The organism is Giesbergeria anulus (assembly GCF_900111115.1).
Classification (GTDB): domain Bacteria; phylum Pseudomonadota; class Gammaproteobacteria; order Burkholderiales; family Burkholderiaceae_C; genus Simplicispira; species Simplicispira anulus.
The window spans coordinates 97,631-112,720 of sequence record NZ_FOGD01000004.1; the positions used below are offsets into that span (position 1 = coordinate 97,631).

Below are 15,090 nucleotides of genomic sequence, written 5' to 3' on the forward strand. Positions count from 1 at the left end.
AAGCGGGCATCAATCTTTTGCCAATCTTCAGCCGTCAGAATTTTGCGTGCCAAGGGCAGCGCCTTACCCTCTTCGGTGCGGATGTGGTTTTTGAGCCGCTTGCAATAGTCGCGCAACGACTGCACCAAAGCCCCCGGTGGCTGGCCCGCTGTGACTTGGGCAAACGCTTGGCGCATCCCTTCCAAGTGGACGATGGCTTGGCGGTGCTCTTCTTCCAGCGCTTCCACCAAGGGCACCGCATCAGCCGAGCGCTGGCGCATCAGTGGGAACAGGTAATCGTCTTCTTTGCGGTGGTGCGCGTGGTCGGCAAACTTTTCGATGTACTCGAAGGCGGCCTGAAAGAACGCCGGATCGACCGGTTTGCCCGCATCCAAATCATCGGCCACCTGCTCTAGCGCAATCGCCATGCGCCAAAAGCTCCGATGCTCTTCGGTAATGATACGCAGTGTTTCCATTTTTCCTGCTTCCGTTTTAACCGTGGGCACCCAGATAGGCGGCAATCACGTCGGGGTTTTTGCGCACCTCTTCGCCGGTGCCTTCGGCCAGCTTTTTGCCGTAGTCGAGCACCAAAATGCGATCAGACAGGTTCATCACCATCTTCATGTCGTGCTCTACCAGCACCACGGTGATGCCAGAGTCGGCCACTTTGCGCACCAACTGATCGACCTCGATGGTTTCTTTGGGGTTCAGCCCCGCAGCAGGCTCATCCAAAAAGATCATGCGTGGCTTCATGGCCAAGGCACGGGCAATTTCGAGCCGCTTGAGCACGCCATAAGACATAGTGTCGGCACGGGCGTTGGTGTAGCTTTCTAGACCGACAAAGCGCATCAGCTCGGCGGCCTCTTCGCGCAGTTCGCGGTCGCGCTTGCGCAGGCTGGGCCAGCGCAGCGCTGCCTTGAACAGGTTGCGGTCTAGCCGCAAATGCGCGCCCACCATCACGTTCTCGATGGCCGTCATGTTCATGCAGATTTGCAGGTTCTGGAACGTACGGGCCACGCCGCGCTCGGCCAGCTCATTGGGCGATTTACCGTGGATCGGCTCGCCATCGAGGCGAATCTCGCCGGTGGTGGGCTTATAGACCCCCGTAATCAGGTTAAACAGCGTGGTCTTGCCTGCGCCGTTGGGGCCAATCACGGCATAAACGATGCCTGCATCAATATTGAACGATACGTTCTGCACCGCCTTGACACCACCAAAGTGGATGGACAGGTCTTTGACTTCTAGCAGGGCCATGTTCAATCTCCCTTACCAAATTTGGCAGCCAGCGTCGGCACCAGCCCCTTGGGCAGGAAAATCATGCACAGCATCAGCACAGCACCAAACACCACGGTTTCCCAGCCCTCAAAGGTAGCCAAGGCTTGAGGCAAGGCCGTCAGCAGCACGGCACCGATGATGGAACCGAACACCGAAGCCATGCCGCCCACCACCACCATCGTTACCAGTTCAACCGAGTGGAAGAAATCGGCAAAATTGGGCGTAACAAAGGCCATGTAATGCGCCGTGATGCTGCCCATGATGCTGGCAAACACCGCCGACATCACAAAAATCGTCACCTTGTAGCGCACCACATTCACACCCACCACCTGCGAGGCCACTTCAGAGCCATGCAAGGCGCGCAGCGCACGGCCAAACGGTGAGTCAATCATGTTGAGCGAAGCCCAGACGCTAAAGGCCAACATGGCAGCCACCACCCAGTACCAGTGCTTATCGGTGCTGAGTTCAAAGCCGAACACTGACATCGCAGGCACCGGCATACCGTCGGGGCCACCCGTCCATTGCGCTTCATTGCGCAGGGCGATGTTGATGATGATGCCCAGCCCCAAGGTAGCCATCGCCAAGTAATTGCCCTTGAGCTTAAAAATAGGGCGTGCCACCAGCCCGGCAATCACGGCGGTGGCAGTAGCACCGGCGGCCATCGCCAACAAGGGATGTAAACCAAAGTGCGTGGGCAGCACTGCCGAGGCGTAAGCGCCAATGCCCAAAAACCCCGCATGGCCCAAGCTGATCTGGCCAGCAAAGCCAATCAGCAGATTCAGCCCGATGACGATGATGGCGTTGATACCAATGCGAATCGCCAAATCCATGTAGTAACTGTTGGGCACCACCCACGGCAGCACCAACAGCACGGCCACCAGCAGGCCCAGCCCGATATAAGAACTCTTTTGCATACTTACACCCGATCGGTCGATTTGCCACCGAACAGACCGCGCGGCATGAAGAACAGCACCAGCAGGATCAGCACAAACGGCATCGCATCCTTGTAGGCTGAGGAGATATAGCCCGCGCCCATCGCTTCCAGCACACCGACCAGCAAACCGCCAACCACCGCGCCCAAACCATTGCCCAAACCACCGACCACCACGGCCACAAAGCCCTTGAGGCCGAGCATGATGCCGACGTCATACGAGGTCATGGTGATGGGGGTAATCAGAATGCCGCCCAGCGCACCCAAGCCAGCGGCCATCGCAAAACTCATAAACAGCACCCAACTGGTGTTGATGCCCACCAGCTCAGCCGCCGTGCGGTTGAACGAGGTAGCCAACATGGCCTTGCCGGTGAGGGTACGGTTAAAGAAATACCACAAACCGACCACCACCACTGCCGTGACACCCAGCACCCACAGACTTTGCGGCAGCAGCGTAGCGCCCAAAATTTGCAGAGGCGCATCGCCAGAAAAAGCGGGAAAGCTGTGTGTGCCCTTGCCCAGCCAAACCTGAATCAGGCCGCGAATGACCAGCGAAGCACCAATGGTGACGATGATGAGCGAGACTGTTTCGGCCCCTTTGATCGGCTCAATGGCTACCTTTTCCATCACCACGCCCACCGCTGCCGGAATGGCAATAGCCAACAGCAGCACCACCGGCATCGGCAGGCCCATCTGGGCAAAAAACACCGCCAACATGCCGCCCAGCATGATGAACTCGCCTTGGGCAAAGTTGATGACGTTGCTGGCGTTGTAGATCAGCGTGAAGCCCAGTGCAGCCAAGGCATAGGTAGCCCCCACGGTGATGCCAGAGAACAAAAATTGCAAAAACTCGGCAAGCATCAGTCGATCCTCCCGAGCGTCGCAGACGCATGGCAACCTTGTAGCGGCAAGGGCATAGGGTAGTCTCCGTAGTGGTTTTTGGGGAACGTTGCCCGAACGCACTGCCCAGCACAGGGCAGCACTAAACTGGGCTTGTGCAGCGTTTTATGCACGTGCCATCATGATACCTAGAATCAGATTTTTTATTGTTTTTGTATCTCGTTTGAGGGTCAAAATGCGGGTAATCCCTAATATAAACAGGCTCCAAGCCCCCCTCAACGGCCCTAAAAATGGTGTTTTATGCCCACAGTGGTTTGACTTATCGCAGAAATAAGCCACATTTTGGCGGCACACTGGCGCAGTGTTGCCAACACCGCAAGCCAGAAAGAACAAAAAATGCTAAGAATTTTTGAGTCTCCTAGCATCACATACTGGCACAAAAAAACGTTTTGTGCGTATCGTTTTGCCCCTAGGCTTTCCCTATAGTCCTATAGTGCAGCCAAGGTGCTACTCTGCCCTTAGCACACAGACTCTTGGCCTACGCAAGCTGCGGCGCAGCTACCATCAACCACCTATGCACGAACCTATCGCATCACAGGCCATTGAGGCCCTTTTGGAGAGCTTTCGCCAGAAAAGCCGCGTACAAGCCAGCTCCCTCATCACCTCGGTTTTTGGCGATGCCATCCTGCCCCGTGGTGGGCGGGTCTGGCTGGGCAGCCTCATCAAACTGCTACAACCGCTGGACATCAACGAGCGGCTGGCACGCACCACAGTGTTCCGGCTGGTCAAAGATGAGTGGCTACAAACCGAGGCCATTGGGCGGCGCACCGATTACATGCTCACGCCCTCCGGGCAGCGCCGGTTTGAAGAAGCCTCGCGGCAAATCTACGCCGCCGAAGCGCCCCAGTGGGATCGGCGCTGGCGTCTCATCATGGTGGTGGGCGAGTTGGAGCCGCGCCAGCGCGACCGCCTGCGCCAAGCGCTGTCTTGGCAAGGGTTTGGCGATACCGGCTCTGGCTGCTTTATCCACCCCAGCGCCGAGCTAGATCGGGCCTTTGATGCTTTGGCCGCCGACGGTATGGCCGAGCTGCTGCCGCAGTTGATGCCCTTGGTAGCAATCAACCCCAAACTGAGCCTATCGGCCAACGATGCCAGCATGGTGCAGCGCGCTTGGAACTTAGACGGGCTGGCCGCCGCCTACAGCGGCTTTGTGGCACGCTACCAACCCATTTTGGATGCCTTGCGGCAAGAGCCCACCGACAGCGTCAATGAAGAGCTGGCCTGCCTAGCGCGCATCCTGCTCATCCACGACTTTCGCCGCTTTTTGCTGCGCGACCCCGAACTGCCCGAAGTACTGCTACCTGCCGGTTGGCCGGGCAACCAAGCACGGCTGCTGTGCAAAGAGATTTACCGCCGCCTGTTGGCACCCTCGGAGCGCCACCTCGACCAATGCCTACAACTGGCCAGCGGCGACATGCCCCGCGCCTCGCGCCTGCTGCTGGGGCGCTTTCAGATTGAGGATGACTTGGCCTAGACGCTCTCGTGCAACAGCACCTCGCCGCGCAAGGTGTAGGTTTTGGCCTCGGTGATACGCACATCGACCATCTGCCCCATCAGGCGCGGCTGGCCCGGAAAGTTGACCACGCGGTTGCATTCAGTGCGGCCCATCAGCTCGCTGGCGTCGCGCTTGCTCACGCCCTCCACCAGCAAGCGCTGCACGGTGCCCACGCGCTCCTCACTGATGTCTTTGATGTTTTGGTTGATGGCCGCTTGCAACTGCTGCAAGCGGCGCAGCTTAACGTCTTGCGGCGTATCGTCGTGCAGGCTGGCCGCTGGCGTGCCGGGGCGCGGGCTAAAGATAAAGCTGAAGCTGTTGTCAAAACGCACATCGTCGATCAGCTTCATCATCTTTTGAAAGTCTTCTTCGGTCTCGCCCGGAAAACCCACAATAAAGTCACTGCTCATCGCCATATCCGGGCGAATGACGCGCAGCTTGCGCACCGTGCTTTTGTACTCCATCGCCGTGTAGCCGCGCTTCATGGCCATCAAAATCCGGTCGCTGCCGTGCTGCACCGGCAGGTGCAGGTGATTGACCAGTTGAGGAATGCTGGCGTAGGCCTCAATCAGGCGCGGCGTGAACTCATTGGGGTGGCTGGTGGTGTAGCGGATGCGCTCAATACCGGGGATTTCGGCTACATATTCGAGCAGCAGGGCAAAATCAGCTACCTCGGCGGTGTCGCCCATCGCACCCCGGTAGGCATTGACGTTTTGGCCCAGCAACGTGATTTCTTTCACGCCTTGATCGGCCAACCCGGCCACCTCGACCAGCACATCGTCTAATGGGCGGCTGACTTCTTCGCCACGGGTGTAAGGCACCACACAGTAGCTGCAATACTTGGAGCAGCCCTCCATGATCGAAACAAAGGCGCTAGCGCCCTCCACGCGGGCGGGCGGCAGGTGGTCAAACTTTTCGATTTCTGGAAAGCTAATATCCACCTGTGGCTTGGCCTTGGCGGCACGGGCCAAGAGCAATTCAGGCAGGCGGTGCAGGGTTTGCGGGCCAAACACCACATCGACATAGGGGGCGCGCTTGATGATCTCTTCGCCCTCTTGGCTGGCGACGCAACCGCCCACGCCAATCAGCACGCCTTTTTCTTTGAGGTGCTTGATGCGGCCCAAATCGCTAAATACCTTTTCTTGCGCCTTTTCGCGCACCGAGCAGGTGTTAAAGAGGATCAGGTCGGCTTCTTCGGGGTTGTCGGTGGGCTCGTAGCCTTGGGCGGCACCGAGCACGTCGGCCATCTTGTCCGAGTCGTACTCGTTCATCTGACAGCCGAAGGTTTTAATAAAGACTTTTTTGCTCATGGGGAAAGTAGGGTAATGGGGTATTCAGCGCACTGTGTTGCTCTTGCGCTCTTGCGCGGCTTCAGCCGAACTGAGCACCCAAGCCGTGAGCAACAGGCCGGTGCTTTGCTCAATCAGATAGTTGACGGTCAATTTTTGCCCGATCACGGTGTGCAGCATGACCAGTGCATTTTCTGCATTGAAGAGGCGCATCCCCGGTGCCATGCGCAGAGCCTTGCCGTTCACCTCGGCCATGCCTTGCCCAGTCACCACCAAGGTGCCGCGCACAGCCGCTTCAGGAAAATTGCGGGCTGCACCGGTGATGGGCAGCATTTGTGCTTGCGCGGGGGCTGGCAAGCTCGCCAGCAACCCGCCAAAAACCGTGACAGAAAAAGCCAGCAGCAGATGGGAAACGCGGGAGCGGGGCCGTTCATCAGAAGGCCCCAAGCAAGGAATGCAGCGGTGCATGGTGTATATCCAGTGGCTGAAACCGTAATTTTACGGGGCCACCGAAAAACAAAGTGTGAAGCACACCGATAAGCCGGATTCTGTGCACTGCGGTTACCCGCAGCGTGACCGCCATTACTCTGGGCCGGGGGTTGCCCACCCGGCTCGGTGCTACCTACCCGCCAGCTCTGCGGAACCACATCAACGCTGGCCTACTTGGTATTGCTGCGCGTAGAGATTGCCCGTTTCACCCCGACTGGTTTACCTTGCGGTACTCCCGTCAGACTCGTCTCTGTTGCTCTGATCCTCACCTTGCGGTGGGCAGCCGTTAGCTGCTACGCTGTCCTGTGCAGTCCGGACGTTCCTCCAGTGCTTGGTTTCCCAAATTGCACCAGCGGCGGTCTGGCGTGCTTCACGGTGGTGATTATGGCATTCAGATAGGCTTCATCACAGCAATGCATAGTTACGGCTTCTTCAAAGGTGGGATGAATGCAGACTTTTCAACGCAAAACCGCAGGGCGTATTGCCGCTGTCACGTTGCTGATGGCCGCTTGTGCCAGTCCGCTGGCTTGGTTCGTCTCACGCGAAAATGCCGAGGAAGAGGTGGTAGCTTTTGCCCAAGAAGAATCGCGCCGCGTCTTGAGTGCCCAAGACAGCCTGCGCCTTGATGGCCCCAAGGCCGCTGCCCAAGCCCAGCAGGCCGCACAACTGCTCACCGGGGGCTTGTTTGAAATTGCCGAGATCTACGGTGCCGATGGCAGTAAGCTGGCCGAGTCTGTGACCCCAGCCGGACACACCGTAGAACCGCAACTACCGCGCCACGGCGCTCCGCAATATGTTGACTCTTTTTATGAAAGCCTGCCCCTGCCTTCTGGTGAGTGGGTACTACGGGTTTTTGTGCCACTGCGCGAGGCCGTCTCTGGCCCCGTGACTGGCTATTTTGAAGGGGTACGCATCATCCCCGAATGGCAGCGCCAGCAAATTGTGTCCGATGCCTTCATCGTCAGTCTGATGGTGTGTTTGGCCTCTCTGGTCTGTGGTGCCGTGATTTACCCGGTGGTGGTGCATCTGGTAAAAGAGAACGAACACAAGGCCCAGCAAGTGCTGGAATCGCACATTGCCATGATGGAAGCCTTAGGCAGGGCCATTGCCAAGCGCGACTCCGACACCGGCGCACACAACTACCGCGTGGCTTGGCTGGCCGCCAGTACCGCCCATGCATTGGGCTTGCAGGGTGCGGCCATGCAATCGCTCATTGCGGGTAGCTTTTTGCACGATGCAGGCAAAATTGGCATTCCAGATGCCATTTTGCTCAAACCGGGGCGCTTGGACGATGCAGAAATGGCTACCATGCGCACCCATGTGGCGCTGGGCGAAGACATCGTCACCGGTGCTGGCTGGCTAGACGGTGCCCGCGATGTCGTGGGCAGCCACCACGAAAAATGGGATGGCTCCGGCTATCCGCGTGGCCTGTCTGGGCAAAACATTCCGCTATCGGCGCGCATTTTTGCCGTGGCTGATGTGTTTGATGCCCTGAGTTCGCGCCGCCCGTACAAGGAGCCGTTGCCATTTGAGCAAGTCATGGCCATCTTGCACGAAGGTCGGGGCAGCCACTTTGACCCCTTGGTGCTCGACACCTTTACCCAATTGGCCCCTGAGCTGCATCGGCAGTTGCAGGGACTAGACGAAGCGGCCACGCGCAAGCTGATGACGGACATGGTGCAGCGGCATTTTGATATCCTGGTGTAAGTGCTATATGCAAATAGCCGCTAGGCCCATACAACTGGGCCAGAATGTGCAGGTTTTTCCCACACACCGGAGACCTGCACCATGAAATTCAGCAACGTCCTGCAAACCATTGGCAACACGCCCCATATCCGCATCAACCGCTTGTTTGGCGCAGGCACTAACGTTTGGGTTAAATCCGAGCGCGGCAACCCTGGCGGCTCCATCAAAGACCGCATCGCACTGGCGATGGTAGAAGACGCAGAAAAATCGGGCGCACTGCAACCGGGCGGCACCATCATTGAACCCACCAGCGGCAACACCGGCATTGGGCTGGCGCTGGTGGCCGCTGTGAAGGGCTACAAACTCATTTTGGTGATGCCCGACAGCATGAGCATTGAGCGCCGCCGCCTGATGCTGGCCTACGGTGCCACCTTTGACCTAACACCGCGCGAAAAAGGCATGAAAGGGGCTATTGCCCGCGCCGAAGAACTCAAGGCGCAAACCCCCGGCGCTTGGGTGCCGCAACAGTTTGAAAACCCCGCCAATGTAGACGTACACGTACGCACCACGGCGCAAGAAATTCTGGCCGATTTTCCTGAGGGGCTAGACGCCCTGATTACCGGCGTGGGCACCGGCGGGCACCTGACCGGCGTGGCGCGCGTGCTGAAAGCCCAATTTCCACAACTCAAGGTGTTTGCGGTAGAGCCTAGCGCCTCAGCCGTCATCAGCGGTGGCGCGCCAGCACCGCACCCGATCCAAGGCATTGGGGCCGGTTTTATTCCGAAAAATTTGGACACTAGCCTGCTCGATGGCGTGATCCAAGTGGATGCCGAACCCGCCCGCGAATACGCCCGCCGCGCCGCCCGCGAAGAGGGCCTGCTGGTGGGCATCTCCTCTGGCGCTACGCTGGCGGCTATTGCGCAAAAACTGCCCGAACTGCCCGCCGGAGCCAAGGTGCTGGGCTTTAACTACGACACCGGCGAGCGCTACTTGTCGGTAGACGGCTTCTTGCCCACCTAAAATAGCTCCCTTTGCACCCCTGCCCGATGACCACGGGCCTGTTGCCATGATCCGCCTGTCTGAACTCAAACTGCCCCTGACGGAACTGCCCGTTCCCCCACTGCGCGCTGCTGATGCCAGCTTTGAGACCGAGGCTGACCGCGCCCCCGCGCCCCAGCCGCTTGCGGCTTTGCACCGCTTGGCCGCCCAAGCGCTGGGCGTGCCAGAGGCCGAACTGGCACAGCTACAGGTGTTCAAGCGCAGTTTTGATGCCCGCAAGGCCCAATTGCTGGCGGTGTTTATTGTGGATGTCACGCTGGCTGACCGGGCGCAGGAAGCGGCACTGCTGGCCCGCCATGCGACCAACCCGCATATCCAGCCCACGCCCGACATGGTTTGGCACCCAGTGGGCCAAGCACCGGCCAGCCTGACAGAGCGCCCCGTGGTGGTCGGCTTTGGCCCTTGCGGCATTTTTGCAGCGCTGGCACTGGCGCAAATGGGCTTCAAGCCCATCGTGTTAGAGCGCGGCAAAAGCGTACGCCAACGCACCAAAGACACTTGGGGCCTGTGGCGCAAGCGCGAACTGAACCCCGAATCGAATGTCCAGTTTGGTGAAGGCGGTGCCGGTACCTTCTCTGACGGCAAGCTCTACAGCCAGATCAAAGACCCGCGCCACTTGGGCCGCAAGGTGATGGAAGAATTTGTGCAGGCAGGGGCACCGCCGGAGATTTTGTACGCTGCCCACCCGCACATCGGCACCTTCAAACTGGTCAAGGTGGTAGAGGCCCTGCGCGAACAAATCATCGCGCTGGGCGGCGATGTGCGCTTTGAGCAGCGCGTTACCGACATCATCGTGGAAGACAAAGGCCAAGGTCGCCACCTGCGCGGCCTGCGGGTACTCGATCAGGCCACCGGCCAAAGCACGGAGCTACGCGCCTCGCAAGTAGTGATCGCCTTAGGCCACAGCGCCCGCGACACCTTTGCCATGTTGCACGAGCGGGGCGTGTATATGGAGGCCAAGCCGTTCTCGGTCGGTTTTCGCATTGAGCACCCGCAGGGCGTGATTGACCGCGCCCGCTGGGGCCGCCATGCTGGGCACCCGCTGCTGGGCGCAGCCGACTACAAACTGGTACACCACGCCAGCAATGGCCGCACCGCCTACAGCTTTTGTATGTGCCCCGGCGGCACCGTAGTGGCAGCCACCAGCGAGCCGGGCCGGGTCGTCACCAACGGCATGAGCCAGTATTCGCGCAACGAACGCAACGCCAACGCGGGCATGGTGGTGGGTATTGACCCCAGCGACTACCCCACCGATCCCGCCGCCTTCGAGGCTACGCTAGGGGCCACCTACGGCATTGAAAGCCAACCCGCAGGTACACCACACCCGTTAGCAGGCATCGTGCTCCAGCGCCAGCTTGAATCGAACGCCTATGTCTTGGGGGGCAGCAACTACAACGCACCGGGCCAACTGGTGGGCGATTTCATCGCCGGGCGGCCCTCGCAGCACTGGGGCGAAGTGGAGGCTTCTTACAAACCCGGCGTGACGCTGGGCGATTTGCACCCGGCCCTGCCCGCCTACGCCATTACCGCACTGCGCGAGGCTCTGCCCGCCTTTGGCAGAAAAATCAAGGGTTTTGATATGCCCGATGCCGTGCTCACTGGGGTAGAAACCCGCACCTCTTCACCACTGAAAATCACCCGTGGTGACAACTTCCAAAGCCTGAACACAGCCGGTCTGTATCCCGCTGGCGAAGGGGCTAGTTATGCCGGTGGCATCCTCTCAGCAGGGGTCGATGGCATCAAGGTAGCCGAAGCCGTGGCCCGCACCCTGCTGGGCCACACGGCGTAGGCTGTTCTCCCCAAAAATCAGGCGGCGCGCTTAAACAGCGCCAGCAATGACCCAGCCAGCACAAACAGGCTGCCAAAGACGCGGTTCATGGCCCGGATATGGGTGGTGGAGGTCAAAGTGCCCAGCACACGGGCGGCCAAGGCGGTGTAACCAGCCATCACCACCAGATCGGTAAAGGCGATGGTCAACCCGATGGCCACATACTGTGGCCACAGCGGTTGGGCCAAATCCATAAACTGCGGCACCACGGCCAGCAAAAACACTGTGCCCTTGGGGTTGACGATATTGACCAGCAAACCACGCAGCACCATGCTAGCGCGTGACGCCTGCGGGCGCTCGCCTTCGATCTTCGCCACCATCGGTACCGCAGGCGCACGCCATTGCTGAATGCCCAGCCACACCAGATAAACCACCCCCAACCACTTCACCACGGTAAAAGCCGTGTTGGAAGCGGCAATCAAAGCCCCCAACCCCAAGCCCACCACCACGATCTGCACCCAGATGCCAAGCACCAGCCCAAAAGCGGTGAAGTAACCGATGCGAAAGCCGTGGTTCAGCCCCGCACTCATCGAGGCCACGGCCCCCGGCCCTGGCGAAATACTGATGGCCCATGATGCGGCAAACAATGCCAGCCAAGTAGAAAACTCCATTGTTGATTCCTTGTTTGTCGTAGCCCATGATCTTGGGGTATGAAGTACGGTGCGTGCAGTGGTGGCCTAAACCTTGCTTGCACACGCAGTACTTGCGCGCATTCTCGCGCCCCCGCCGCAGCGCAGGCTGACAGCGCTACTTTTACGGTGAACCTATGGTACGCATCCACCTCGCCATTGACCTGAACTACATGGTCAACACCCCACCAGGTGCCGATTTCATTTTTAACATCCAGTGCGCCCAGACACGCCAGCAATTTGTGGCTTGGGAGCAGCTGCTGGTCAGTCAACCCGTGCCCCTGACCAGCCACACCGACCCCAGCACACACACCCGCTACCTGCGCCTGACCGCTACGCCCGGCCCCTTGCTAGTACGCTACCAAGCCACCATCGACATCATCCACCACACGGCCCCACCGGCCAGCGTGATGGAGACCCCAGTGGCCCAGCTGCCCCCAGACGCACTCATCTACCTCTACCCCAGCCGCTACTGCCAGTCCGATTGCCTGACCGCACAGGCCATGAACCTGTTTGGCACACAGCGACAAGGCTATGCCCGCGTGTTGGCCATCCGCGACTGGGTACGCTCACAGGTTAAATTCCAGTCCAACACCAGCAACTCCATGACCTCAGCGCTGGATACGCTCCATGCCCATGTGGGGGTATGCCGTGATTTTGCCCACCTGATGATCGCCATGTGCCGGGCGCTGAACATTCCAGCCCGCTTTACCACGGGCATTGATTTTGGGGCCGACCCAGCACTGGGGCCCACAGACTTTCATGCCTATGTCGAGGTGTACCTCAGTCACCGTTGGTACCTGTTCGACCCTTCGGGCACCGCCATTCCGATGGGCTTTGTGCGTATTGGCACCGGGCGTGACGCCGCAGACGCCTCGTTTGCCACCATTTTTGGCAACGTGACGGCAGCGGCACCGCGCATCGATATCTCTGCCCAAACGGGCCCCAATACCGGGTGGGTTTATCCAGTACACCGAGAAGAAGCCCTGTCGAGTGACGCCGGTTTTTCTTGGAATGAGATCAACGCCCGCTGAGTACCCAGATCAATGCCCGGCGCTTTGCAAGGCAGCAATGCGCTCTTCAATCGGGGGGTGGGTGCTAAACAGTTGGCCGATACCACCGGCAATACCCATCGCCGCCATGCTCTTGGGCAGTTCGGCTGGATGCACGCCACCCAAACGGGCCAAGGCGTTAATCATCGGCTGCTTGCGGCCCATCAGTTGGGCTGCGCCCGCATCGGCGCGAAACTCGCGCTGGCGCGAGAACCAAGCCACGATCATCGCCGCCACAAAGCCCAGCAAAATATCCAGCACCAAGGTAGTGATGGTGTAGCCAATGCCGGGGCCAGAGTTTTCTGAATCGCCCTTGCGCAAAAAGCTATCTACCGCATAACCAATCACCCGTGACAAGAAGACCACAAAGGTGTTCATCACCCCTTGGATCAGCGTCATGGTCACCATATCGCCATTGGCAATGTGGGCGACCTCGTGGCCAATCACGGCCTCAATTTCTTCGTGGGTCATGCTCTCTAGCAGGCCGGTGGACACCGCCACCAGCGCCGAGTTTTTAAAGGCACCCGTAGCAAAGGCGTTTGGGTCGCCCTCAAAGATACCCACTTCGGGCATACCAATACCGGCCTTGTCGGCAAACTTGCGCACGGTATCGACAATCCAAGCCTCATCTTGGTTGCGCGGCTGCTCAATCACCTGCACGCCCGAACTCCATTTGGCCATAGGCTTGGAGATAAGCAAGGAGATGATGGCACCGCCAAAGCCCATCACCAGCGCATAACCCAGCAATGCGCCCAAATTGAGACCATTGGAGGTTAAGTAGCGGTTCACGCCCAACAGGCTGGCCACAATGCCCAGCACCGCTACCACGGCCACGTTGGTCAGGACAAACAACAAAATGCGTTTCATATTCGATTTTTTCTCCACAAGAATGGGGCCAAGCCTCTAGGCAGAGAGAACGCAGCCATCTGCGGCTTACCCCCGGCGCGGGCTGCGAAAGACGTCGGAGTCATCATAGAAGGAAAAGTTCTCGCTCTCAGCCCACCAGCCCGGAACACCCAGCACCGGCAAAGGGGTAAAGGGTTTAGTAGCCAGATGTGGAGCTGCCAGCTCGTGTGCTAACCAACGATCTACGGCAGCCACGCTGCTGTGGGGTGCCAATATAGTTTGGGGCCGGTAGACATGGGCGGTGATCGATTTGCGCGGCTGCACCAGTTTTTCCAGCAAAGCATGGCCCAGCAGATAGAGCCGCGCCTGCGTCCACAACGGGCGCAGATCCACCAATAGCCGCCGCCAGTCTCGCGCCAGCAACGCCTGCCACAGCAGCTCTGGCGCGTCCAGCACGGCCCCGTTCTCGTCCAACACAGTAATGGCATCGCGCACGGGGCCACGCACAGCACCCACCCCCTGCATGGCAATGGCCTCGGCTTGGAGCTGGTTCAAGCGCCGCTTGGTCTGGGGGTAATGCAGCCAGATCAGGCCATTAAAAAAGTCATGTAGGTTGTCGCGGGTGGGGACATGTCCGGTCTGAAAAATGAACGACTCATAAGCCATGCCATCAGGCAACTCGGCCTGCGGCACAAAGCGCACTGGCAGGTGGGGCTGCGCATGGAGTGCCTCGGCCACCGTATGGCCTGCCAGCCAATGCTGCTGCACCGGCTGCCCGATAGGCTGCATTGGGGCAAACCAAGGTGCGCTCCAAGCAATAGGGGGCAGTGCCAACGGTTGCATGCAGTGCCTGCGCCCCCGTTTTATGCACGGGCAAAAAACAGTGCCGCCATCACCAACCCGGTGAGCACAATACCTGCCCGCAACCACTGCGCCGGAATGCGCCGGGCCAGCCGAGCACCAGCGTAGCCGCCTGCGGTGGCCGCCAACATCATGAGCAGGGCCTGTGGCCACTGCACCACACCGCCTGCGGCATACACCACCACCGCAATAGCGGCCAACAGCGCCGAGACCCCATTTTTAAGCGCATTCATCTGGTGCAAAGACGTAGCACCACACAGGCTCCAAAAGGCCAACAGCAAAATGCCCAAGCCCCCATTGAAATAGCCACCATAAACACCCACCGCCAGCAACCCAACACCGACACGCCAGCGCGGGGCCTGACCTGTTGCGCCTGCCATGCCCGATATCCATTGCCGCAACCGGGGGCCAAAAGCAAACAGCGCCGTAGCCAGCAGCAACAGCCACGGCACAATGCGCGAGAAGGTGGCATTGGGCGTGAGCAGCAACAAGGCCGCCCCCAAAGCCCCACCGAGCAGTGACAACCATGCCACTGCCCACAAACTCAATCCGGGCGGGGCCTGCATGTCTTGGCGCTGGCCCCAAACGCTGGCTACATAGCCCGGCAGCAAAGCCACGGTACCTGTGGCATTGGCTACCACCGGCGGCACCCCCGTCCACACCAACGCAGGCAAGGTCAAAAAACTACCGCCACCGGCCACGGCATTGAGCGCCCCGGCACCAAACGCAGCCCCCAGCAGTAACAAGGCATCCGGTAGAGCAGGCCACATT

14 protein-coding genes, 1 other RNA gene and 1 pseudogene are annotated in these 15,090 nt (G+C 59.4%); 5 read left to right on the forward strand and 11 right to left on the reverse strand.

From position 1 onward, the window contains the following. Window positions 1–59: 59 nt before the first annotated feature. From BMX55_RS16710 to BMX55_RS08645, 4 genes and pseudogenes are all read right to left on the reverse strand, one after another. Window positions 60–455: pseudogene (locus BMX55_RS16710) on the reverse strand (hemerythrin domain-containing protein); the annotation flags it as partial. A gap of 16 nt (window positions 456–471) precedes the next feature. Beyond that, window positions 472–1,233: an ABC transporter ATP-binding protein gene (locus BMX55_RS08635; protein WP_091456012.1), complete on the reverse strand. Its 762-nt coding sequence runs from the start codon at window positions 1,231–1,233 to the stop codon at window positions 472–474. A gap of 2 nt (window positions 1,234–1,235) precedes the next feature. After that, window positions 1,236–2,168, reverse strand: a complete 933-nt coding sequence (locus BMX55_RS08640) for a branched-chain amino acid ABC transporter permease (protein WP_091456015.1) — start codon at window positions 2,166–2,168, stop codon at window positions 1,236–1,238. Between the two features lie 2 nt (window positions 2,169–2,170). After that, on the reverse strand, window positions 2,171–3,046 hold the full coding sequence (locus BMX55_RS08645) for a branched-chain amino acid ABC transporter permease (RefSeq protein ID WP_091456018.1): 876 nt from the start codon (window positions 3,044–3,046) through the stop codon (window positions 2,171–2,173). A gap of 553 nt (window positions 3,047–3,599) precedes the next feature. Between BMX55_RS08645 and paaX the strand changes: the two genes are divergently transcribed. After that, entirely contained in the window at window positions 3,600–4,559 is a 960-nt protein-coding gene (gene paaX, locus BMX55_RS08650) for a phenylacetic acid degradation operon negative regulatory protein PaaX (RefSeq protein ID WP_091456021.1), read from the forward strand. Here the strand turns inward: paaX and miaB are convergent. From miaB to rnpB, 3 genes are all read right to left on the reverse strand, one after another. Further along, window positions 4,556–5,890 (reverse strand): tRNA (N6-isopentenyl adenosine(37)-C2)-methylthiotransferase MiaB, encoded by a 1,335-nt coding sequence (gene miaB / locus BMX55_RS08655; protein WP_091456025.1) that lies wholly within the window; start codon window positions 5,888–5,890, stop codon window positions 4,556–4,558. The two genes, paaX and miaB, sit on opposite strands and share 4 nt — an antisense overlap. Window positions 5,891–5,914: 24 nt before the next feature. After that, window positions 5,915–6,337 (reverse strand): hypothetical protein, encoded by a 423-nt coding sequence (locus BMX55_RS08660; protein ID WP_245751339.1) that lies wholly within the window; start codon window positions 6,335–6,337, stop codon window positions 5,915–5,917. A gap of 53 nt (window positions 6,338–6,390) precedes the next feature. After that, an RNA gene (gene rnpB, locus BMX55_RS08665) (RNase P RNA component class A) lies at window positions 6,391–6,730 on the reverse strand. A 75-nt stretch (window positions 6,731–6,805) separates the two neighbouring features. Here rnpB and BMX55_RS08670 point away from each other — a divergent pair. The 3 genes from BMX55_RS08670 to BMX55_RS08680 all read left to right on the forward strand — a co-directional run bounded on the left by BMX55_RS08670 (window position 6,806) and on the right by BMX55_RS08680 (window position 10,892). Then, window positions 6,806–8,065, forward strand: coding sequence for an HD-GYP domain-containing protein (locus BMX55_RS08670; protein WP_091456029.1), 1,260 nt, complete (start codon window positions 6,806–6,808; stop codon window positions 8,063–8,065). An 81-nt stretch (window positions 8,066–8,146) separates the two neighbouring features. Further along, window positions 8,147–9,064, forward strand: a complete 918-nt coding sequence (gene cysK / locus BMX55_RS08675; protein ID WP_091456033.1) for a cysteine synthase A — start codon at window positions 8,147–8,149, stop codon at window positions 9,062–9,064. 46 nt (window positions 9,065–9,110) lie between these two features. After that, window positions 9,111–10,892, forward strand: coding sequence for an NAD(P)/FAD-dependent oxidoreductase (locus BMX55_RS08680; protein WP_091456036.1), 1,782 nt, complete (start codon window positions 9,111–9,113; stop codon window positions 10,890–10,892). A gap of 17 nt (window positions 10,893–10,909) precedes the next feature. Here BMX55_RS08680 and BMX55_RS08685 read toward each other — a convergent pair whose 3' ends face one another. Beyond that, window positions 10,910–11,542 (reverse strand): LysE family transporter, encoded by a 633-nt coding sequence (locus BMX55_RS08685; RefSeq protein WP_091456040.1) that lies wholly within the window; start codon window positions 11,540–11,542, stop codon window positions 10,910–10,912. 155 nt (window positions 11,543–11,697) lie between these two features. Here BMX55_RS08685 and BMX55_RS08690 point away from each other — a divergent pair, with 155 nt between their 5' ends. Beyond that, window positions 11,698–12,594 (forward strand): transglutaminase-like domain-containing protein, encoded by an 897-nt coding sequence (locus tag BMX55_RS08690; RefSeq protein ID WP_091456043.1) that lies wholly within the window; start codon window positions 11,698–11,700, stop codon window positions 12,592–12,594. A gap of 9 nt (window positions 12,595–12,603) precedes the next feature. On the opposite strand, the gene htpX is transcribed toward BMX55_RS08690, so the two are convergent. The 3 genes from htpX to BMX55_RS08705 all read right to left on the reverse strand — a co-directional run bounded on the left by htpX (window position 12,604) and on the right by BMX55_RS08705 (window position 15,089). Further along, window positions 12,604–13,479 carry a protease HtpX gene (gene htpX / locus BMX55_RS08695; protein WP_091456045.1) on the reverse strand — a complete coding sequence of 292 codons (876 nt, stop codon included), beginning with the start codon at window positions 13,477–13,479 and terminating at the stop codon, window positions 12,604–12,606. A gap of 66 nt (window positions 13,480–13,545) precedes the next feature. Next, complete coding sequence (locus tag BMX55_RS08700; protein WP_091456048.1) at window positions 13,546–14,301, reverse strand: DUF3025 domain-containing protein; 756 nt, start codon at window positions 14,299–14,301, stop codon at window positions 13,546–13,548. Between the two features lie 20 nt (window positions 14,302–14,321). Then, window positions 14,322–15,089, reverse strand: a complete 768-nt coding sequence (locus tag BMX55_RS08705; protein ID WP_091456051.1) for a sulfite exporter TauE/SafE family protein — start codon at window positions 15,087–15,089, stop codon at window positions 14,322–14,324. Between the last annotated feature and the right edge of the window lies 1 nt (window position 15,090).

What these genes read in the sequence shown, in the direction of transcription:
- BMX55_RS08635 (WP_091456012.1), bottom strand. Translation starts at nt 1,233, where the DNA reads ATGGCCCTGCTAGAAGTCAAAGACCTGTCCATCCACTTTGGTGGTGTC.
- BMX55_RS08640 (WP_091456015.1), bottom strand. Translation starts at nt 2,168, where the DNA reads ATGCAAAAGAGTTCTTATATCGGGCTGGGCCTGCTGGTGGCCGTGCTG.
- BMX55_RS08645 (WP_091456018.1), bottom strand. Translation starts at nt 3,046, where the DNA reads ATGCTTGCCGAGTTTTTGCAATTTTTGTTCTCTGGCATCACCGTGGGG.
- paaX (WP_091456021.1), top strand. Translation starts at nt 3,600, where the DNA reads ATGCACGAACCTATCGCATCACAGGCCATTGAGGCCCTTTTGGAGAGC.
- miaB (WP_091456025.1), bottom strand. Translation starts at nt 5,890, where the DNA reads ATGAGCAAAAAAGTCTTTATTAAAACCTTCGGCTGTCAGATGAACGAG.
- BMX55_RS08660 (WP_245751339.1), bottom strand. Translation starts at nt 6,337, where the DNA reads ATGCACCGCTGCATTCCTTGCTTGGGGCCTTCTGATGAACGGCCCCGC.
- BMX55_RS08670 (WP_091456029.1), top strand. Translation starts at nt 6,806, where the DNA reads ATGCAGACTTTTCAACGCAAAACCGCAGGGCGTATTGCCGCTGTCACG.
- cysK (WP_091456033.1), top strand. Translation starts at nt 8,147, where the DNA reads ATGAAATTCAGCAACGTCCTGCAAACCATTGGCAACACGCCCCATATC.
- BMX55_RS08680 (WP_091456036.1), top strand. Translation starts at nt 9,111, where the DNA reads ATGATCCGCCTGTCTGAACTCAAACTGCCCCTGACGGAACTGCCCGTT.
- BMX55_RS08685 (WP_091456040.1), bottom strand. Translation starts at nt 11,542, where the DNA reads ATGGAGTTTTCTACTTGGCTGGCATTGTTTGCCGCATCATGGGCCATC.
- BMX55_RS08690 (WP_091456043.1), top strand. Translation starts at nt 11,698, where the DNA reads ATGGTACGCATCCACCTCGCCATTGACCTGAACTACATGGTCAACACC.
- htpX (WP_091456045.1), bottom strand. Translation starts at nt 13,479, where the DNA reads ATGAAACGCATTTTGTTGTTTGTCCTGACCAACGTGGCCGTGGTAGCG.
- BMX55_RS08700 (WP_091456048.1), bottom strand. Translation starts at nt 14,301, where the DNA reads ATGCAACCGTTGGCACTGCCCCCTATTGCTTGGAGCGCACCTTGGTTT.
- BMX55_RS08705 (WP_091456051.1), bottom strand. Translation starts at nt 15,089, where the DNA reads ATGTGGCCTGCTCTACCGGATGCCTTGTTACTGCTGGGGGCTGCGTTT.